The sequence below is a fragment of the Sphingomonas sp. Leaf231 genome (assembly GCF_001421995.1).
Lineage (GTDB): Bacteria > Pseudomonadota > Alphaproteobacteria > Sphingomonadales > Sphingomonadaceae > Sphingomonas.
This window is the reverse complement of sequence record NZ_LMLS01000003.1, coordinates 77,636-97,050: the sequence shown is the minus strand read 5'-3', so window position 1 is coordinate 97,050 and position 19,415 is coordinate 77,636. Positions and strand designations below refer to the sequence as shown.

The following is a 19,415-nucleotide window of genomic DNA, read 5'->3' as shown; positions in this document are numbered from 1 at the left end:
CAGCCGCCAGTCTCCTCTTCGTCGCTGGCGCGGCGCCGCTTCACTTTTGGGATGCTACTCGGATCGGGCCACAGCTGCGCGTTCGTCCGTACCTATGATCCTTGGCAGCGGCTTGAAGCGAGCACCGCTCCGACGACGTGGATCAACTCGACCGACAACTTCATCAACTCGCGCGGTTACGACTTCCCGCGACGCGCCGTTGCCCGCATGAAGAATGCCGGCTTCCGCCTCATCCCGGAGAGCGCCGACACGCGCGGACACGGCACCCACACCGCCGCCCGATTCCGGAAGCAGGATTTCCTAGACCTTCTTGACCGCACAGACCGACCGGCGCGACAGACGATCCGGTCACGCGGCGAACCCGCGGACGACGGACATGACTCGTCGGCACCGACGTGGGCCGCAAAGCGGTTGTGCTCGTCGCCACGATGGCGTGGAACAACCAAGACTTACGCTCGAACGACTTTCGAAGCACGGCCATAAGGCTACGACGCGGAAGCATCTACGACCGGCGCAAGGCACGGCGGCGTGTATGGCGGAGACGGAGGGATTCGAACCCTCGGTACGGTTTCCCGTACGACGCTTTAGCAAAGCGTTGGTTTCAGCCACTCACCCACGTCTCCGGGCCGGCGTAGGGCGCGGCTATAGCGAGGGTCGCGGCAGCGATCAATGGCATGCGCACGATTTCCGCATATCGCGTGTGCGAGTCCGATCGTCGTGCGTTCATTGCCGCGACAGCACCTGCCGGCCTATAGCATCGCACATGATCAAGGGGGCACGGACGATGCGGACGACACGGCGCAACATGTGGTCGGCGATGCTGGCTGCGCTCATGATCGCGTCGCCTGCGGTCACGTCGGCGCAGGTGCGCACCATCGATCCCAACGCCGCGATCGACGGCGACGTCTCCAACGATCCACCGCCGGTACGAACGCCCAGCGCGCCGGCGCGGGCACCGGCTCCCGTGCAGGACCCCGCCCCCGCTCCGCAAAGCGCACCGCCGGTGGCCGGATCGGAGGTCCGCGCCGACGCAACGACCAACGCGGCGTCCACCTACAAGCGTGACGATCTGATCGCCGCCGGTGAGGGCGTGTTCGGCAAGGGCGCGGAAGGCTTCGCGCAGATCATCGAGAACATCCTGAAGGATCAGGGCGAACCGAACGCCTATATCGCCGGCCGCGAAGCGTCTGGCGCGTTCATCGTCGGCGTTCGCTATGGCTCCGGGGTGATGACCCACAAGGTAGAGGGACAGCGCCCGGTCTACTGGACCGGACCGTCCGTCGGCTTCGACGTCGGCGGAGACGCCAACAAGGTATTCGTGCTGGTCTACAATCTCTACGATTCACACGAGCTTTTCACGCGCTTCCCCGGTGCGGAAGGACGCCTATACTTCGTCGGCGGCTTCGCGGCGACCTATCTGCGCAAGGGCAACGTCGTGCTGATCCCGGTGCGGCTGGGCGTCGGTTGGCGGGCCGGCGTCAACGTCGGCTACATGAAGTTTTCGGAAACCTCGAAATGGTCACCGTTCTGATGCATTAACCGGCGGCTCAGCTGCCGCCGGTGAAGCCGGTCGCTTCGAAACGCAGCGGCGCGCCCTGCGGCGCGTCGCCGAGCGTGTCTTCCCACATCGCAACATGCCCGCGCACGATCGTACCGACCGGCTTGCCGGTCAGTTCCATACCGGTGAACGGCGACCAGCCCGCCCGCGACCGCAGCCAGCGCTCCTCGATCGTCCAACGCTTCTTCAGGTCAACGATCGTGAAATCCGCGTCATAGCCGGCGACGATCCGGCCCTTGCCCGTCAAGCCGAAGATGCGCTGTGCGCCTGCGCTGGTCAGCTCGATCAGGCGCTGGAGAGTCAGGCGCCCTTGCGCGACATGATCGAGCAGCAGCGGCAGCAACGTCTGCACCCCTGGCATCCCGCTGGGACTGCCGGGATACGGCGTGGCCTTTTCCTCAAGCGTGTGGGGTGCATGGTCCGAACCGATGACGTCCGGCACACCCTGGTTAAGCCAATGCCACAGCCCGTCGCGGTGCGCGCCCGATCGGATCGGGGGGTTCATCTGGGCCAGTGTACCCAGCCGTGGATAAGCCTCCTCGCCCGCCAGCGTCAGATGCTGTGGCGTCACCTCACACGTGGCGACATCCTTGTTGCGTCCCAGCAATTCCAGCTCCGCCGGAGTCGTCACGTGCAGCACGTGGATCCGCCGCCGCGCGGCGCGCGCCAGCCGCAGGATACGCGTCGTCGCCAGCAACGCACTTTCGTCATCGCGCCACACCGGGTGCGAGGAGGCGTCGCCCGCCACCCGTTCGGAAAGGCGCGCATTCATACGATCCTCGTCCTCGGCATGGATCGCCACGCGGCGCTGTCCGCTCGCCAGCACTTCGGCAAGTCGCGCATCCTCGCTGACCAGCAGGTCACCGGTCGATGCCCCCATGAAGATCTTGACTCCCGCCGTACCCGGCAGCCGCTCAAGCTCGGCAAGATCACGTGCGTTGTGGTTGGTCGCACCGACGTAGAAGGCGTGGTCGCACCACATCCGGCCGTCTGCGCGCGCCAGCTTGTCGGCGATCGACTCAGCGGAATCGGTGTTCGGCTTGGTGTTCGGCATCTCGAACACCGCTACGACGCCGCCCATCACCGCTGCTTCGCTGCCGGTGGCGAGATCCTCCTTGTGTACCAGGCCTGGTTCGCGGAAGTGCACCTGCGTGTCGATAACGCCCGGCAGAATATCCAGCCCGGTGCAATCGATCGTCCGCCCCGCATCTCCCCGCGCGCCGATGGCGACGATACGCCCGTCGCGAACGCCGATATCGGCAAGCACCGGGCCGCCAGGCGTGTGCACGGTGCCGCCGGTGAGCAGAAGATCATAGGTCGCCATGGTCAGCCCTCTCTGGCTCTTTCGCGGGGTCGCCGCCTTCCCTACCTTGTGACCATGAACGATACCACCCCGGCGACGATGCTGGCCGATCGCGCGTTGCTGCGCCTTTCCGGCGACGATGTGCGCGGCTTCCTGCAGGGATTGCTGACCAACGACGTGATGGGCGCGCTGCCCGTGTGGGCAGGATTGCTGACACCACAGGGCAAGGCCTTGTTCGACATGATCGTGTGGGGCGACGGCGGCGACGTGCTGCTCGACGTGGAGCGGACGCAGGCCGAGGCGATCGGCCGCCGACTGGCGATGTACCGGCTGCGCCGTCCCATCGTAATCGCCCCCGATGCTACGCTTGCGGTGCATTGGGCGAGTGAAATCGCGGATCGGCCGGCCGATCCGCGCCTCGCCGCGCTGGGCGCACGCTGGCTCGCCGCACCGGGTCCGGCGACAGACCGCTGGCATGAATATCGTCTGTCGCTAGGCGTACCGGAGGGCGTCGGCGAACTCGGAGCGGGCGAGACATTGTGGCTGGAAGCCAATGCGCGCGAACTTGGCGGCGTCAGCTTCACGAAGGGTTGCTACGTCGGGCAGGAAAATACGGCCCGGATGCATCATCGCGACAAGGTGCGCCGCAGGCTGGTGATTGCACCAATCGACGAAAGCGACACGCGCCGTCGGACGATCTATCCCGATCGTGGCCTGATGGTGACGCTGCGTCGGGTCGATGCGCTGGGCGATGCGCAGGTTCCGCCATGGCTCGCCGCTGCCATCGCGGGCAACGCCTAGCCCGGCGGCCTGGCGGGGGCGGCTTATCGTACGCCAACCTCGCAGGACGTGGACTTGCCGTCTCGGTGCAGCAGAGCGAAGGCAAGTCATCCGGGACCGCGGGCGAGGTTAACGGATGGAAAACACGCGCCGAACGACCGGTGAACGCCGGTCGAATGAAATCGAAGGTCGCGGCTCCCGGTCAGAACACTCCGTTGTAACCCGGCATGCGCGGGTCGCAATGCCTCACACCGGAATTGCGCCTGGGCTGCAATCATCTCCGTCGAAAAATCGTGGCTGTCGCGGGTGATCGAAGCCCGTTCGTTTGGCGCAGCCGCTGTGTCGACCGGTCCCGCGGGAGAATCTCGACCGATCGGCATAAAAAAAGAGGCCGGCTTTCGCCGACCTCCCTCTTTCATCACCGAAGTGATCGACCTTACTGGCCCGAACCCGGACCGTAGGTGATCTCCACGCGACGGTTCTGCACTTCGCGCACACCGTCGGCGGTTTCGACGCGCAGGCGGGTCTCGCCGAACGCTTCGGTCGTCATCACGCCGTCCGGGATACCCTTCGACGCCATGTATGCCTTCACCGCGTCGGCACGACGCTGCGAGAGCCCCACGTTGTACTTCGCCGCACCCGAGGTGTCGGTGTAGCCCGCCAGCATGACCTGCGCGTTGTTGCAGCTCTGGTACTGGGTGACCGCGTTGTCGAGAATCGACCCTGCTTCCGGGGTGACGTCCGACTTGTTCCACTCGAAGAACACGATGAACGGACCCGGCGAGCAGACCACTTCCGGCGGCGGAGGCGGCGGGGGCGGGGGGGGAGGAGGCGGCGGCGGCGGCGGCGGAGGCGGCGGTGCTGCCTCTTCCGGTGCGCCGAAGTTGTAGGTTACGCCACCCAGCAGGCTGTGCGAACGGAACCGGCCTTCATATTCGCTGCCACGTGCGTCGAACAGGTTGACGTTGTCGGCGTTGAAGAAGCGATACTTCAGCGAAACGTCGACGTTCTCGCTCAGCGGCGCGCGGATACCCGCGAGAGCCTGCCATGCGAAGACGGTGTCGGAATCGTCGAGCAGACGGTAAGCCGAGGTCGAGTCGATGCGCGCCTGGACGCGGGCGACGCCCGCACCGCCGCCGACGAAGCCCTGCAGGCCATCGTCTTCACCGAAGTCGAGCAGGCCGTTGACCATGAAGCTCAGTGCCGACGTGCGACCGCCAACTGCGTCGAACGTACCCGGGTTGGCCTGCGCCGCAGCGCTGATCGGAAGCCCGGCGGTGGTGCGAAGGCTGTCGATCGAAGCGCGGCGATAGCCGACCTCGGTCTCCAGGCGGAACGCACCGAAGTCGTAACCGACGATCCCATCGACATCCCAACCGTAGTCGTTGTCGACGGTTGCGGTGCCGCTGCGGCTGGCGGCGGTGCCGGTGACATCCCAATCGATGTCCTCGACGATCATCGCACCGCCTTCAACGCCCACGTACCACGCCTTGTCGCGCGCAAGCGCCGGCGTCGCGAGAGCGGTGGAGGCAAGCGCCATAACTATGGCAAGCTTACGCATCATAATCCCCTTTCATTCAGTGTCACTACGGACAGCGCAAACTCACTATCGAAACGTTGGTTGCCGAACAAGCAGACAAATACTCGCACCTGTGGCCCAAACGCCACACCGGGAAACCCGGCCTTGAAGCGGTTAAGACGCGATAAACCCATGGCTTCGCATCGCTTTCAGGATCGTTTCGACACAGGTACGAAGTTCGGCATCGATCGTCCCTCCACCAATCGGAGCCATGATCGCGGCGGCCTGCGCACCGATCACCTGCCGCCCGTCGATAAGCACACGCGCCGCCTTCACCTCGCCACGTCGCCAGACGGTGCCATCGTACACCGCCTCCTGCCCGCTGGGCGCATGCCACGCGCGCAGGCCGGCGCGCGGCGCGACGAAGCGCCAGCCCCCTGCGGTCCAGCCGGCGATCGCACCCGCATGACCGGCCCAGTCGCCGGTCGGTGCATTACCGACGATCCAGCACCGCCCGGCTTGCGGAGCGGGCGGCGGCCCGTCGCTGTCCATCCCGTCCACCGTCGCCTGCACCGCGATGTCGAGCAGCGCGAGCGCCTCGTTATGCCACATCTCCTTTTGAGCCTGGCCGGGTGCCAGCATCGGCAGCGCCAGTCGCGGGCTATCCTCTTGCGTCATCATCCATCTCCCTCGAACATGCTTTCCGCCGCCATGGACGGCGCGAACGTTCCCAGTTGACGCACCGTGACCGTGTCGCCGACACGCACGTCGCCGGCAGCCATCGTCAGCAGCGGCACCTCGCTTCCCAGCGTCCGCGCGACCGCCCCTGTCCCCAGCGTCACCGTATATCGCTCGCGCTCCTCGCCCAGCGGCACGTCCATGCCCTCAGCCCACCGCCAGCCGAGCCGACTGCGTCGTACCCACCGCATCGCAGCGCCGCCGTCGGAACGCGGCTCGATGCGCAGCCGCACGGGGGACGGCGGCGCGACCGACGCCCCGCTCAAGCTTACCGTCACCGCCACCGGCTGTGCATCGCCGGCACCACTCGCCAACAGGCGGACCGTGTCGCCGACCCTTGCGCGTGGCACGGCGATCGTCGCGATGCACGCGTCCTCGATCAGCGCGAATGCCGCCCCCGCGATCTGCGCACGTGCCCGGCTGCCCCGCCGGCCGCGCAACAGCGTCGACAATCGCCACCGCCGTGCCGCCACCTGCACGGCATCGCGGAACTGGAACACTTCCTCGCCCAGCAGCGCCGCGTTCTCGCCCCGGTCCAGCGCCGCGTCGCTCACCGAAGCCAGCGTCATGCCATCATGCGCCAGTTCGACCTCGATCGTCGTCGCCCGGTCGACCAGCCACGCCTGCCCCCCACCGACCGGGCTTGCCAGGCGCCCGAGTACCGCGGCTGCCGCGCTGTAACCCGCCGCCTCCCAACTCGCGCCGCCATCGCCGCTCATCATCAACCCCGCCCCGCGCCAGCCCGGCGCGTCGCCGCCCGCCAGCACCGCGATCCTGATCGTCTCGGCACGTACATCGTCGAGCGGCGGCAGCTCGGCGGCGACCAGCACCGTCGCCGCCGCCCGGCGATCCGGTGCCGGCACCATCCGGCCGGGGTCGGCCGGCAGCGCCACCGCCGCGATACCGGTCGGGGTAAGGTCCAGCGTCACTCCGCGTGACCCCGCCTCGGCGCGCGTCACCCGCCATGGCGCCCCGCCATCCGGCAAATGCAAGGCGTCACCCGGCGCAAGGGCGACCGCGGTCGCGTCCAGGGTCACCCGGCGGGTCACCCGCGCCCGTTCCGCCCGTTTCAGCAGCGTCTGCGCCAGCCCGCGCGCCATCGCCGCTTCCAGCGCGGCGGGCACGTCGCTGTCCATGTCGCGCCAGCCGCGGCCCGGCCGCTGCGCCTGTTGCACCCCGATCTGGTAATCGCGCGCCGGGTCGTAGCAGGACACGGTCACCCGCGCCGGCACGGTCTCGATCGGCCGGCGCAGCTCGGTGACCACGGCATCCGCATCGATTGCCACCGGTACGCCGACGACATCGGCCAGCCGCAGGGCGGGACCGGCGGGCACCCACCACGCCCCGGCGATCGTCGCCAGCGCGTCGAGCGCCACGCCGACGCTTTCCCCGCTCGCCGCATAGCCCGCTACCAGCGCCCCCGGGCCCACCCCGACGACCGCACCGCCGCCCAGTTCGTGCGCGACCCGCCCGATCGACGGCGGCACCGGATCGCCGATCACCTCGAAACTGAGCGAGGGGATGCGGTTGCCGAAATCCGCCAGCGCCAGATTTTCGAACACCGCATAGGCGATACCGCGACACGCGGGCGCGTCGGGGTTCAGCGACGCGATCAACGGGTCGGCGCGCTGCTCCTCGCCGCCGTGGTACAGGCGAAATCCGGTCGGCGTCTTCCAGTCGCCCGCCGCGCCGCGCAACAGCTTACCCTCCGCCCAGATCCGCCCCACCGCCGCGATCGGCCGGGCCGACAGCGCCACCGCGAACGAGGCGGCATAGGCATAGCCGGTCGCGCCCGCCCGCCCCTTCCCGCCGCGGGTCGTGCTGCGCGTTTCGATCAATTCGGCCGCCCAGATCACGCACCCCGCCACGCGCATCGTCCCGAACACCTTGGGGATCTGCGTGCCGTAGGAGGATGTCTGCACTTTCAGGTCGCTCAACCGCGGGCCTTGCCTCGCCCGCGGCGCAAGCAGCACGTTGCGGTCGATCGCCTGCCCCAGCACGCCGCCGACCGCCGCACCGATCGGCCCGCCGATCGCCGCGCCGGCTGCGGTCAGCACCAAAGTCGCCATGTTCGTCTCCCTATGGGGTCCAGCACCACGCTGCCTCGACCGGCCACGGCAAGGCGCCGCGCCGCTCCACCACTCTCCGTGCAAGCGCATCGGCGTGGACGATCCCGTCGCCTGCGCGGATCGCCAGATGCAGCTGCGCAGCGGACACGCGCAGCAACAGCACATCGCCGTCCGCGCCGCCCGCACACGCGCACATGCCCGGCGGCACCGCTCCCGGCGGCAGCACGCCGCACGCCAAGGCATGGCCGCGGGGCACCGCGATCCTCGCTCCGGCATGCGCCAGCGCCACCAAGACCAGTCCGACGCAGTCCAGCCCGAACGCCGGGTCGCGCCCGTGCGGCCGGAACCGTACCCCCACCAACGCCCTTGCCGCGGCGAGCACCCGCTCGCCCGCCGTCATCCGCCGGGGTAGCGCGTCAGCAGGTCGATACCGGGCAGGAACGGTTCTCCGCGAAAGTTCGCGACATTGGCGAACCGTGCGGCACAGGTCGCCAGCCGCCGGTCGCATCCTTCGACCAGCTCGACCAGCGTACCGGGCAGGGCCGGCGTCACCGGTGGCGCCCGCAAGGTCAGCACCGCGCCCGCCGACCGCTCGATCGCGCTGCCCAGCCCGGCATTCCCGCCGCCGAACCACCGTAGCAGGCCTTCGCCATACGCATCCGCCACCGGCTCGTCGGTGTCGAGCGTCACGCGTTCCTCCACGCACGCCACCACCCGCGCGAACCGCCGTCGCGGTGCCATCGCCACGCGGCACCGCACATCGCCCAGCGTGGCCCGGCACGTCGGCGAGGTCGCCTCGGTCACCGGTCGCTCCAGCTGGGCCTGCACCCCGCGCAGCTCGGCGGTAAAGCCGTCCGCCGTCAGCTCCACCTCGCCGATCCGCCCCTCGCCCAGCGGCACCGGGGGTTGCGCCGGATCGCTCCAGTCGACCGCGCTCATCACCACGCGCGCCCCGTCCCAGCGCCCGGCGATCAGGTCGTCGCGCCGGAACGCCGCAGCACCCAGCGCGCCGGTCACCTCCATCGTGTCCGGCTCCAGTCCCTCACCGCGCACGATCGCGGACGGGGTCATCCCCGGTGCCGCGCGGTGCAGGATCTCGCCGACCATCAGGTCGCGGTCGTGATCGGTCAGCGCCACCATTACCCCGTCTTCGCGCTCGATCCGCCAGCACAATGCCTGGGTCACCACCCGGTCGCTCATGCTTCCCGCACCTCGACCAGCGGCACCGACGGCGCGTTGCCGGCCAGGTGCGTCGCACGCGTCACGCTCAGCTGATCCTCGGCGAAGCGCACCGGCACGTCGAAGTCGAACGATGCGGTCACCACCGCGCCCTTGCCCGGCGCAGCATCCAGCGTCACCGATCCGCCCGACGCCATCGTGAACGCCTGCGTCGCCGCGCCCGCCACCTTCACCCGCACGCTGCCCGCCACCGGGCGCGTGATCCGCCGCGTCGCCGCGCCGTAACGACGCACCAGCGCGAAGGTCCGCGTCGCGCCGTCGCCCGTTCCGATCACCTCGTCGCCGGTCCGCCAGTCGAATGGATCGCGTAGCCGGAACGCGCGCGCCGGCCCCATCCGCGCGCGGAAAAACGCCAGCAACGTCGCCACGTCCGCCTCGCTGCGCACGCCCGGCCCCACATCGTAACGAGTGCGCGCCTCCGCCCAGCCCACCCGGCGCGTCTCGCGACCGCCCGCGCTGGTCGTCACGCCGGTCGAAAAGGTCGGTGTCACTTCCGCCTCGCGGCCCAGCGCCAGCGGGAACATCACGTCGTCGAACGCTTCCACCGCACCCTCCTCCTGCCAGTAAACCAGCCCGTCGCGCAGCATCTGCGGCAACGCCCACAGATAGACGCGCGCCACCCCGCGCCCCTGCGCAGCCCGCGCCGCCGCGACGATCGTGCGCCACTGCGCGCGCTGCTCCGGTCGCAACACGAAGCCCGATAGATATTCCTGCCGCTCCGCCGGATAACCCAGCCGCAGCGCCGCCGCCGCAGCACCCCGCGCGCTCGACGCGGTGTCGCCATCGGTCACCCAGTCGTAATCCTCCAGCTGAAGCACGTCGAACGCTGGCGCGGCCCAGCCCGCCGGCATGTTCATCCGCTTCGCTTCGGGCGCCTGCGCGTCCAGCACCGTGGGCAGATACGCCAGCAGATACGTCGTGCAGCCCGGTGCCGCCGCCTTCACCGCCGCCGCCAGCGCCGCGGTCGACGCCGCCAACGCCGCCCCCGCCCGGTCCAGCGTCGCGCGTTGCGCCGCGTCCATGGTCCCGCGCATGCTCGCGATCGCCACCGGCGCGAACGCCGCTTTGGCGCTGTCGTCGTAAATACAGGGCCGCGCACCGTCCGGCGTCACCCACCACCACGGCTCGCCGATCTGGAAATGCGGCGTCAGCCCCGCCGCGGTGCCGATCGCGACGAATGCCCGCGCGACGCCGCGCAGATACGTCATCGCCGCGCCGTTGCTCGGCGACAGCAAGGTCGACGGCGGCACCCACCCGGTCAGCGCGGGGGACCCGTCCGCCGCGCGCTGCTTCCACCCCGCCGGGCAATGCGCGTCGAACAATTCGTAGGACAGCGACCAGATCAGGTCATAGCCGAGCAGCTTTGCCCGCCCCGCCAAATCGCGATGCCACGCCGCACATGCGACGTTCAACGCCCCCTCCACCGATCCGCCGCGCAGCCGGAAGTAATGGCTCATGCCGACGTAGTGGACGATCGCGCCACGATACCCCATGTTCAACGCGTTGCGCAGCAGCCGTGCCGGGGTCAGGTGGTAGCTGTCGTCATAACCGCTCGCGATCCGCAGATCGTGCTCGGGCAGCACCACGTCGCCGACCCTCAGCACCGCGCCTGCGCCGTCGCACGCGACTTCGCTCATTTCCACCCACGCCTCGACCGGCGTGGGCAGCGCCCCGCCGCCGGCATCGTAACCCGGCGCGACCAGCGACACGAACATCCGGTCGACGTCGCCCGCCCATACCGGGTCGGCCTCGGCCGGCAGCAGGAACCCGCCACGCACGCTCGCGAGGTCGATCGATACCCGTGCATCGCCGGGTGTCCCGGTGGCATAGTTCCACAGCCGCACGTACCACGATCGCGCCGCGCCACCGGCATCGCGCCCCTCGATCGTCAGCACCGGGCCGTTCACCGCATCCAGCGCCAGCACCCCCGCCGACCGCCAGCGGAACGACAACCGGCACCCACGGTAATCGCGCCCGGTCTCGTAACGCAGCAGCGGATGGTCGTGGCGGTCCTCGCTCTCCCAGATCAATCCGGCCAGATCGTCGCGGTTGTAGAAGACCGCATCCACCCGCAACGCATCCGGCGCGATGGTAGTCACCGCCGCCATCATCGGCCGCGGGAAGTTCACCGTCCAGAACATCGGATCGAAACGCGTCATGACGCTTGCGGACTGCGCGGATCGTGCCGCCGTCAGCCAATGCCCCATCACTGTCCCTCCGTCAGCGCGGCGCGCACCGCGCGCGCCACCTGCCGGCCCGATCGCGCCATCGCCTCGGGGGCACCTGCACCGCCGGCGTTGATCGTGATCGCCACCCGCACGTCGCGCGCGCCGCCACCACCCGGCACCGCCACCTGCCCGCTCGTCGTCGGCACGAACACCTCCGGCCCGCGTTCGCCGACCAGATAGGCGCGTCCCGGGCTGACCGGGCCGCCGGTCGCGCGCCCCGGCAGGCCGAGCAGCCCGGTCAGCACGCCCGCCAGGCCGCCGCTGCCCAGCACGCTGCCGATCCCGCCCTTCACCGCCGCCGCCGCAATGTCGCCCATTGCGCTCAGGGCGACTGCGCGCAGGTCGTCGAACCCCAGCTTTCCGGTGCGCACCGCCCGCGCCAGCGCCGTCTCCACCGCGCGTCCGGCGCGGTCCGCGCCACTGGCGAACGGTCCCTCCAGCGTCGCGCGCATCGCCGCCACGTCACGCGTGAACCCACTGGTGTCGGCGCGCACGCCGATCACCAGCCGCTCGATTTCGTCATCCATCCGGAAAAGCCTCCTGCATCGCCGCGATTTCCCGTGCGTCGGGCGGGGTCGCAGCTTCTGGCGCGCACGCGCTCACCAGCGCGGCCAGTTCGTCCGGGGTCGCTTGCCAGAACTCGCCCGGCCGCCATCCGAACACCGCCCCGGCCAGCCCGGCCATCCGCCGCGCCGCGCCGGCGAACGTCGTCATCGTCCCGCCAGTATCTGCCGCAACAGCACCTTCAGCGCGGGCGTCGCCGCGCCCAGCCCCGCCTCCACCACCGCCTCGCCCAGCATCTCGCGTGTCAGCGCGTCGGCCGCGCCGTGGCGGCAATGCCAGAACAGCGCCACCAGCTCCGCCAGCGCCAATCGTCCGCCCACCGCACGTTCGACCAACGCGAACAGCGACCCCAGCTCCTGCTCGGCCGCGACCAGCGCGGCGAACGTCGGGCGCAGCACCAGCACCTCGCCCGCGACGCGCAACGACGCTTCGCCGCGCACGGGATTGGCCACCGGGATCACGCGCTCACCACCTGGCCGGAGCTTTCCAGCGCGATCGTATAGCTGCGCTCGCCGTTGTAATCCCCGGCGTAATCCAGCCGGGTCACCAGGAATCGACCCGTCATCGTCTCGCCGCTCTCGAACGTCAGCCGGTAATCGTCGAGCGTTCCCGCCAGCGCGCTCGCCTTGACGCGCACCTCCGCCGTCGATCCGGTGAACACTCCCGCCGCCGCGACGCTCACCGATCGTACGCCGGCCCCGGACAGCAATTCGCGCCACCCGCCCGAATCCTTGCTGGTCACCGCCACCGCCTCGCCGTTGACGCTCAGCTGCGTCGTGCGCAGCCCCGCCACCGTCCGGTACGCCACCGGGCTCGCGCCATCGCCGACCTTCAACAGGAACGCACTGCCCTTTTCCGCCGCCATTTCACGCCTCCTCCATGATCCGCACCCGCACATCGACCAGCACCACCCACCGCGCGGTGCCCCTGCCGGTTTGTCCCTCGTTCAGCAGGACGTTGCGCACCGGCACCGCCGTCACGACGCGCCATCCCGACACGGACGGCAGCGACAGCAGCGCCGCCTCCGCCTCCGCCGCCAGCGCCACCGCCCGCGCGCCGCTCTCGCCCTCGTCGCGCACCGCCACCCCGATGCGCAGCTCGCGCCCCGCGCGATCCTTGGTGCCCCAATCGCCCGCGCTCCATTCGCGCAGCGTCAGGAACGGCACCGTCCCTTTCGCCGCCGCGCCCTCGAACACGCGCGTCACCGCCACCTGCGCGCGCAATCGCGCCAGCACCGCCGCACGCACCGCGCCGGTTCCTCCCCCGGTTCCGACCACGGTCATTGCCGCCACCACGCCAGCGACGGATCGTCGACCCAGCGCCGCTTCAGCCCGCGCGCGCTGATCGCCACGCCGTCGTCGCGCTCCTCGATCTCGGCGTCGGGCATCACGTCGCGCAACCGCGCCGCCACGCGCGCGCGCAGGCGCTCCACCGCGCGCTTCATGCGTGCACCGGTTGCGCCAGCGCCATGGTGCGGAACGGCCGCCACAGTGCGCTCACCGCCGCCGGCACCGGCGCGCTCCCGGCGCGGTCGCTGAACAGATGCGCCGCCAGCATCGCCGTCCCCTGCCGCAACGGCATGGGCAACGCGGCCCAGCCGCTCGCCAGCCCGGCGGTGAACGTCACCCGCACCGCACCCGTACTCTTCACCCAGCCGGCGCCCTGCGCGTCGATGTCGATCGCGAAGCCGCCAGCGGCGATCGCCCGCACCGGCGCGGCCGGCAGCACCTGCCACCCGGCCGCGCCGCCCACATCCGCCACCACCTCGCGCACGATCAACACGCGCCCCGTGAACTGCTCCGCCAGCCCCAGCGCCGCCTCGACGAAGGCGATCGCCAGCGCGTCGTCGTCGATCGTCGCCGCGCGCAATTACGCGCGTACCGCCGCCAGCGCCAGCACGCGGTCGCCCGCACCCAGCACCACCGCGCCGGGCGCTCCCGTCACGAATGTCATATCTGTCCTTTCCTCGGTCATCCCCGGCGCAGGCCGGTCCCCCGTCGGAGGGCGGACGACGCAGCCTCCGCCGCCCGCCCGTGCGGGCTAGGCCGCGGCGAAGCGCAGCAGCTTGATCGCCTCGCTGTTCGACACGCACCCGCCGACGCGCTTGGTCGCATAGAAGGTCACGAACGGCTTGTTGCTGTACGGATCGCGCAGCACGTTGGTCTCGCTCCGCTCCGCGATCAGATAACCGACGCGGAAGTTACCGAATGCGACCGAATGGCTGTTCGCCGCCACATCGGGCATGTCCTCGGCCTCGACCACGGGATATCCCAGCAACATCGCCGGCTGCCCCGCCGCGATGCTCGGCTGCCACAGGAACTGGCCGTCACTGGTCTTGAACTTGCGGATGCGCGCCGCGGTGGTCGCGTTCATCACGAACGTCGCACCCTGCCGGTATGGCGCGCGCAGCGTCTGGACCAGATCGATCAGGCGTTCCGCGCCGTTCGCGCCGAAATCGCCCGCCGCGCCGGTCGGCACATATTGCAACGTGCCGAACGCGCGCGTCGCATCGCCGGTCGCCGCGGTCGGCGCCGTCATGAAACCGCGCGGCCGGTTCGTGCCGTTGCCGCTCACGAACGCCGCGCCTTCCGCCTTGGCGAATTCCGCCGCGATCTCGCCCGCCAGCCACGCCTCCACGTCGAACAGCGCATCGTCGAGCATCGCCTGGCTGGCGGACGGGTTGGCGTACAGCTCCCCCATCGGCGGCGCGATTTCGACGAAGGTCGGCGTTGCCGTCACCGGCCGTGCATCCGTCTCCGCCGCCCAGCCCGACGGCGTGCCGCCGGTCGTCACCAGCTTGCGATACCCCGCCGTTCCGACCTGCACGACGTTCGCGATGCTGCGGATCGGGCTGGCGTTCTTCAACACCGCATCGATCTGCGCATCGATCTCGCGCGGGATCGCGAAGCCACCCTGATCGCCGGTCGTCCCGGTGAACGCCTTCGACTCGATCGTCGCCCCCGACCGCACGAAGCCGTCGAACGCACCACCGCCATTCACGCGCGCGCCGTCCAGCACCGGGCGCGCCACCACCGTATCGCTCATACTCTTCTCCATGAAAGGCCGCGCCCGCAGAGGCAGCCGAAAAGGGGGTCCACCACGAACCCCGAAAACTCAGGCGTCGAACATCGCCTCGACGCGCGCGGCGGGCTGCATCGGCACCGCTACCAAACTCACCTCGACCAGTGCGGCGCGGCGGATCGCGCGCCATGCGCCCTGCTCCAGCACCAGCGGGCGGTAACCGACCGACAGCCCGGGCAGCGCGCGGACGCGCACCAGCCGCGCGACCGCCGCATCGTCGACGCGCGCCTCGATGCGCAGCCCGTGCGCATCCTCGCCGATCGACAACAACTCGCCGACCGCGCGCCCGCGATGCTGCATCAGCAGCGGCACGATGCCGGCGTCCGCGAAGGCACCGCGCCGCATCACGTCGCCGGCCCGGTCGACGCGGTCGAACACTGCGGCGTAGCCGACGATCCTCACTTCGCCGCGCCGTGGTTCAGCACGTCCTCGAACCCCAGCCGCACCGCGATCCCGGCGAGCAGCAGCGCCAGCGTCACGCGCACCACCCACGCCGCCAGCGCGCGCCAGGCCGATCGCTTCGCATCGCGCCACGCCCGCACCAACTCGCGCAACTCGGCCACATCCCCCGCCGCCCCCTCGTCGGCCAGCCCCAGCCGGGTCAACGCACGCACCGCGCCCAGCTCGCCCGCTTCCTCGGCGATCGCGCGCAGCGTGGTGATGTCCGCGCCCTCGCCGCGCCCCTGCGCCAGCAATTGCGCCAGCACGCCGCCCCCCGCGGCCGTGCGTCCGGCACTCATTGCCAGTCCACCATCTGCCGCTTCTCCTCCACCGAGATGAAGTCGGCCGCCGCGACCATCCGCCACAATCGCTCGCGATCCTCCACCAGCGCAGGCACCCGGTCGAGATCGACCTGCAGGCGCGCGCCCGGAAACGTCTCGGCAAGGCCGTCGCGGATCGCCGACAGGATCGCGCCGGCCAGCGGCAGCACCGTCAGCCGCCACAGCGCCTTGTTCGCCTCCTTGTAATTGGCGTGCGTGCTGTCCCCCGGCAGCCCGAGCAGCATCGGCGGCACGCCGAACCCCAGCGCGATCTCACGCGCGGCCGATGCCTTGGTGCCGACGAAATCCATGTCGGCGGGCGTCAGGCTCATCGCCTGCCACTTCAGCCCACCTTCCAGCAGCATCGGCCGCCCGGCATTGGCGGCACCCGCGAAACCCTGCTCCATTTCCTCGCGCAGCCGCCGGAACTGGTCGGGGCTCAACACCGATCCGTCGCCCGCGTCATAGACCAGCGCACCCGAAGGTCGCGCGGCATTGTCCAGCAACGCCTTGCTCCACGCGCCCGCCGCATTGTGGATCGCGATCGCCGCCGATGCCGCGCCCAGGCAGCCCAGCCCGTAATGGTCGTCGACGGGGTTGAAGCGCCGCACATGGATCACGCTCGCCGGGTCGAGCCGCGTCGTGCGCACCCCCACGCGGTACAGATACGCGCCCGGCCACCCGTCCGCGCCCAGCTCCACGCTCACCCGCTCGGGGCGCAGCGCGAACAATTCCGCCACCTGCCCTCCGCCATCGCGCAGCACCTGCACGAACGCATTGCCGTGCAGCAGCAATTGCGCGCTGACCGCCTCCAGCAATCCCCGCTCCGCCACCAGAGTCCGCAATCGCTCGTCGTCGGTATCCAGCGGCGCGCCCTCCACGCCCTCGGCGACCAGCTTTACCGCACGTTGCGCGATCGCATTGCCGCAATAGCCGGCGCGCACCTGCGCCTCATACCCCTGCGGCCACTCGCCGATCGGCCGCGCCACCGCGCCGACCCGCCCCAACGCCGGACGCGCGACTCCGCGCCCGGATTTCCATCCGAACCATGCCATGCCCATCACTCCAGAAAGGAAATTCCGAAACCGTTCGTGCCGGCTGCGCGTCTACGTCTGCGCCCGGCCGGCGCTTCCGCGCAGGCGCGCCCTCACATCGAACGCACCCGCACCTCGCCCTGCCGGTCCAGCATCAGCGCCGTCAGCGCCCAGACGCATGCGTCGGCGCGGTCCGGGGATCGTCCCGGCCCCTCGTATCCGCCGCCCGCGACCAGCCCGGCCAATTCATCCTCCAGCGCCGGGAACGCGCGGGCATGCCACACCCGCCCCCCCTCATAGAGTGCCGCCACCGGCTCCGCCCGCGCCGCCTTGCCGCGCGTCGCATGAACCAGCCGGATCGGCAGCGTCGCCTGCGCCGCGCGCAGCACCTGCTCCACCATCGCGCCGCCCTGGTTCGCCTCGGCCACCACCCGTTCGGCCGACACCCGCGCCGCGCAGGCCGCGACGGCGCTCGCCCAGCGTTCGGGGCTCGCGCCCGTCACGCTGGCATCCTCGATGACATAGCCGTGGCCGTCGCGTCCCACCCCCGCGGCGACGATGCCGCACGCATCGCCGCCTATTCCGGCCGGCGGGTCGACGCCCACCACCACGCGGATCAGGTCCGGCACCGCCGCCGCGCGTTGACGCTCGATCAGCGCGCGGGGCCATAACGCGCCCGCGACATCCTCGATCAGCTCGCCGTCCAGTTCCTGCCGTCCCAGCCGCGTGCCGCCGTACGTCGTCGCCATCGCCTGCACGAAGGCGGCGGGCAAATGGGCGTTGTCGCGCGTCGCACCGCGGGTCACCACCGTGCCAGGGGCGGCCCGTACCTGCCGCAACAGCGCGGTCGGGCGCGGGGTCGTCGTCACCAGCATCCGTGGCAGCGTGCCCAGCCGCAACCCCATCGTCAGATTGTCCCACGCCGCCGCGTTGCGCCATTTCGCGAGTTCGTCGGCCCAGGCGAAATGATGCTCCGGCCCGCGCAACTTCTCGGGTGCCGCCGCCGAATAGACGATCGCGCACGCGCCGTTGCCGAACCGCACCTCCCCGCTGGTCGGCCGCCACACCGCCGCGTCGGCGGCGCGCGACACCGCCACAATCCCGCTCGGCCCCTCCACCATCACCTTGCGCGCATCCTCGATCGTCGCGCCGACCAGCGCGATGCGCGCGCCGGGCACCGCACGCGCCATCGCGCGCACCCATTCCGCGCCCGCCCGCGTCTTCCCGAACCCGCGCCCGGCCTGCAACAGCCAGACACGCCAGTCGCCCGGCGGCGGCAATTGCCCGGCGTGCGCCCACCAGTCCCATGCCTGTTCGATCTCCCCGATCGTCCCGTCGCTCAACCCCGCCACCAATCGTTCGCGCTCGCCCGGCTCCAGCGTCGCCAGCCAGCGCAGCGTCCGCCCCGCGCCGGCGGTCATGCCGGCTCCGCGCTGCCCGCGCGCCTGGCGAACGCCTGCAACCGCTTCAGCAGTTCGCGTTCCGCCTTCGCCCGCGCCGCCGCAGCGTCCGGGGGCCGGCGACGACGCGACGGGCTTTGCTCGACGGCGATGGTCGCGCGATGCCGCTCCAGCAGCAGCATCGCAGCACCGACGTCCAGCTTCGTCTCGGTCTGACCCAGCACCTGTCGCAGCACCGCGACTTCCAGCCGGTCATACCCGACGTCCAGCGCGCGCCGCCACATCAGCGCGAAGCGCGTGCTGCGGCGGCGCATCGCATAGGCGTCCTTCGCGGTCATCCCCGCCGCCGCCGCGGCGTTGGCGACCTGACCGGTCATCGCGAAATGATCGAAGAACGCCGACCAGCGCGCGCTCGTCCACGTCGACGCATGCAACTCGGCCTCGTCCTCTGCGCCGCGCGTGCTTCGCGCCGCCGCCGGGCGCCCACGTCGCCGCGCACCCGCCCCCGTCCCCGCCTTCACCACACCCGCCGGCACTACGCCCGCCGGGACCGAGTGCGCGCCATCCTCCGTCGCGACCACGGCTCCGACAACGACCGCACCGGTCGTCGCCACGCTCTCCTCCTCGCGCATCCCGCCCCTCCGCTGCCGCCCAACGCAATCGGGCCGGTGCGACCGGGGCCATCAGCCCCGAGCCGCCCGGCCCGTTCACACCATCTCGATGTTCACCTTTTGTACGCAAACAGCGTCACGCTGTCAAGCATTATCCGCTACGCCGCCCCTTTCCCGACAAAGCGGCGCTGCCCGTTCCCTGGCACGTGTGCCGCGCCCATCATCACAATCCTGAACGGCGGTAATCCCGGAGGTGGGCTTGTCCGACGCATATGGTCCGCACCTCCGCGGCCGATCACTTGCCCGGGTTTGAAAGCGCAAGCGCGGCCGGGAACAAGACGATGCCGGTCCGGACGCTCGCGAAAGGCGCAGGCTCGGTCACCGCCGTCACGTCACCCTGCAAGATGACGTGCGTACGATCCGGCACGCAGAAAAAAGTAGGGTTTGGAGCGGGTAACGGGAATCGAACCCGTGTATTCAGCTTGGAAGGCTGCTGTACTACCATTGTACTATACCCGCATCCCGGCTGC

At 70.4% G+C, this 19,415-nt stretch carries 22 protein-coding genes and 2 tRNA genes; 2 read left to right on the top strand and 22 right to left on the bottom strand.

The window, feature by feature from the left end; genetic code table 11:
* Positions 1 to 533: 533 nt before the first annotated feature.
* Positions 534 to 623: transfer RNA gene (locus ASE95_RS11790), tRNA-Ser, on the bottom strand.
* Between the two features lie 161 nt (positions 624 to 784).
* Between ASE95_RS11790 and ASE95_RS11785 the strand changes: the two genes are divergently transcribed.
* Positions 785 to 1,531, top strand: a complete 747-nt coding sequence (locus ASE95_RS11785) for a DUF1134 domain-containing protein (RefSeq protein ID WP_056636845.1) — start codon at positions 785 to 787, stop codon at positions 1,529 to 1,531.
* A gap of 16 nt (positions 1,532 to 1,547) precedes the next feature.
* Here ASE95_RS11785 and ASE95_RS11780 read toward each other — a convergent pair whose 3' ends face one another.
* Complete coding sequence (locus ASE95_RS11780; RefSeq protein ID WP_056636423.1) at positions 1,548 to 2,882, bottom strand: dihydroorotase; 1,335 nt, start codon at positions 2,880 to 2,882, stop codon at positions 1,548 to 1,550.
* 54 nt (positions 2,883 to 2,936) lie between these two features.
* On the opposite strand from ASE95_RS11780, the gene ygfZ reads away from it, so the two are divergent.
* Positions 2,937 to 3,662, top strand: coding sequence for a CAF17-like 4Fe-4S cluster assembly/insertion protein YgfZ (gene ygfZ / locus ASE95_RS11775; protein WP_056636421.1), 726 nt, complete (start codon positions 2,937 to 2,939; stop codon positions 3,660 to 3,662).
* 415 nt (positions 3,663 to 4,077) lie between these two features.
* On the opposite strand, the gene ASE95_RS11770 is transcribed toward ygfZ, so the two are convergent.
* From ASE95_RS11770 to ASE95_RS11680, 20 genes are all read right to left on the bottom strand, one after another.
* Positions 4,078 to 5,202: an OmpA family protein gene (locus ASE95_RS11770; protein ID WP_056636844.1), complete on the bottom strand. Its 1,125-nt coding sequence runs from the start codon at positions 5,200 to 5,202 to the stop codon at positions 4,078 to 4,080.
* A gap of 132 nt (positions 5,203 to 5,334) precedes the next feature.
* Complete coding sequence (locus ASE95_RS11765; RefSeq protein WP_056636843.1) at positions 5,335 to 5,838, bottom strand: DUF2793 domain-containing protein; 504 nt, start codon at positions 5,836 to 5,838, stop codon at positions 5,335 to 5,337.
* Entirely contained in the window at positions 5,838 to 7,967 is a 2,130-nt protein-coding gene (locus tag ASE95_RS11760) for a phage tail protein (RefSeq protein WP_056636419.1), read from the bottom strand. Before ASE95_RS11760 ends, ASE95_RS11765 begins: the two co-directional genes overlap by 1 nt.
* 10 nt (positions 7,968 to 7,977) lie before the next feature.
* Positions 7,978 to 8,367 (bottom strand): hypothetical protein, encoded by a 390-nt coding sequence (locus ASE95_RS11755; protein ID WP_056636416.1) that lies wholly within the window; start codon positions 8,365 to 8,367, stop codon positions 7,978 to 7,980.
* On the bottom strand, positions 8,364 to 9,167 hold the full coding sequence (locus ASE95_RS11750) for a DUF2163 domain-containing protein (protein WP_056636414.1): 804 nt from the start codon (positions 9,165 to 9,167) through the stop codon (positions 8,364 to 8,366). Before ASE95_RS11750 ends, ASE95_RS11755 begins: the two co-directional genes overlap by 4 nt.
* Positions 9,164 to 11,413, bottom strand: a complete 2,250-nt coding sequence (locus ASE95_RS11745) for a DUF2460 domain-containing protein (protein ID WP_056636413.1) — start codon at positions 11,411 to 11,413, stop codon at positions 9,164 to 9,166. Before ASE95_RS11745 ends, ASE95_RS11750 begins: the two co-directional genes overlap by 4 nt.
* On the bottom strand, positions 11,413 to 11,961 hold the full coding sequence (locus ASE95_RS11740) for a hypothetical protein (protein WP_056636411.1): 549 nt from the start codon (positions 11,959 to 11,961) through the stop codon (positions 11,413 to 11,415). Before ASE95_RS11740 ends, ASE95_RS11745 begins: the two co-directional genes overlap by 1 nt.
* Entirely contained in the window at positions 11,954 to 12,148 is a 195-nt protein-coding gene (locus ASE95_RS11735) for a phage tail assembly chaperone (protein WP_056636408.1), read from the bottom strand. Before ASE95_RS11735 ends, ASE95_RS11740 begins: the two co-directional genes overlap by 8 nt.
* The gene (locus tag ASE95_RS11730) at positions 12,145 to 12,459 is read right to left on the bottom strand and encodes a gene transfer agent family protein (protein ID WP_156348016.1); all 315 of its coding nucleotides are present in this window, start codon (positions 12,457 to 12,459) and stop codon (positions 12,145 to 12,147) included. Before ASE95_RS11730 ends, ASE95_RS11735 begins: the two co-directional genes overlap by 4 nt.
* Positions 12,456 to 12,863, bottom strand: coding sequence for a phage tail tube protein (locus tag ASE95_RS11725; protein ID WP_056636406.1), 408 nt, complete (start codon positions 12,861 to 12,863; stop codon positions 12,456 to 12,458). Before ASE95_RS11725 ends, ASE95_RS11730 begins: the two co-directional genes overlap by 4 nt.
* Before the next feature lies 1 nt (position 12,864).
* Positions 12,865 to 13,281, bottom strand: a complete 417-nt coding sequence (gene gp17 / locus ASE95_RS11720) for a tail completion protein gp17 (protein WP_056636404.1) — start codon at positions 13,279 to 13,281, stop codon at positions 12,865 to 12,867.
* Entirely contained in the window at positions 13,278 to 13,442 is a 165-nt protein-coding gene (locus tag ASE95_RS17705; protein WP_156348015.1) for a hypothetical protein, read from the bottom strand. The genes gp17 and ASE95_RS17705 overlap by 4 nt, the downstream gene beginning before the upstream one ends.
* Positions 13,439 to 13,867 (bottom strand): hypothetical protein, encoded by a 429-nt coding sequence (locus tag ASE95_RS11715; protein ID WP_235528319.1) that lies wholly within the window; start codon positions 13,865 to 13,867, stop codon positions 13,439 to 13,441. Before ASE95_RS11715 ends, ASE95_RS17705 begins: the two co-directional genes overlap by 4 nt.
* 171 nt (positions 13,868 to 14,038) lie before the next feature.
* On the bottom strand, positions 14,039 to 15,043 hold the full coding sequence (locus tag ASE95_RS11710; protein ID WP_235528296.1) for a phage major capsid protein: 1,005 nt from the start codon (positions 15,041 to 15,043) through the stop codon (positions 14,039 to 14,041).
* Between the two features lie 69 nt (positions 15,044 to 15,112).
* Positions 15,113 to 15,481, bottom strand: a complete 369-nt coding sequence (locus ASE95_RS11705) for an HK97 family phage prohead protease (protein ID WP_056636400.1) — start codon at positions 15,479 to 15,481, stop codon at positions 15,113 to 15,115.
* Complete coding sequence (locus tag ASE95_RS11700) at positions 15,478 to 15,819, bottom strand: DUF6127 family protein (protein WP_056636399.1); 342 nt, start codon at positions 15,817 to 15,819, stop codon at positions 15,478 to 15,480. The genes ASE95_RS11705 and ASE95_RS11700 overlap by 4 nt, the downstream gene beginning before the upstream one ends.
* Positions 15,816 to 16,895 (bottom strand): phage portal protein, encoded by a 1,080-nt coding sequence (locus ASE95_RS11695; RefSeq protein WP_056636841.1) that lies wholly within the window; start codon positions 16,893 to 16,895, stop codon positions 15,816 to 15,818. The genes ASE95_RS11700 and ASE95_RS11695 overlap by 4 nt, the downstream gene beginning before the upstream one ends.
* A 92-nt stretch (positions 16,896 to 16,987) precedes the next feature.
* Positions 16,988 to 18,295: a DNA-packaging protein gene (locus ASE95_RS11690; RefSeq protein WP_056636396.1), complete on the bottom strand. Its 1,308-nt coding sequence runs from the start codon at positions 18,293 to 18,295 to the stop codon at positions 16,988 to 16,990.
* Positions 18,292 to 18,906, bottom strand: coding sequence for a hypothetical protein (locus ASE95_RS11685; protein ID WP_056636394.1), 615 nt, complete (start codon positions 18,904 to 18,906; stop codon positions 18,292 to 18,294). The genes ASE95_RS11690 and ASE95_RS11685 overlap by 4 nt, the downstream gene beginning before the upstream one ends.
* 424 nt (positions 18,907 to 19,330) lie before the next feature.
* A tRNA-Gly gene (locus tag ASE95_RS11680) sits at positions 19,331 to 19,404 on the bottom strand.
* Positions 19,405 to 19,415: the final 11 nt, after the last annotated feature.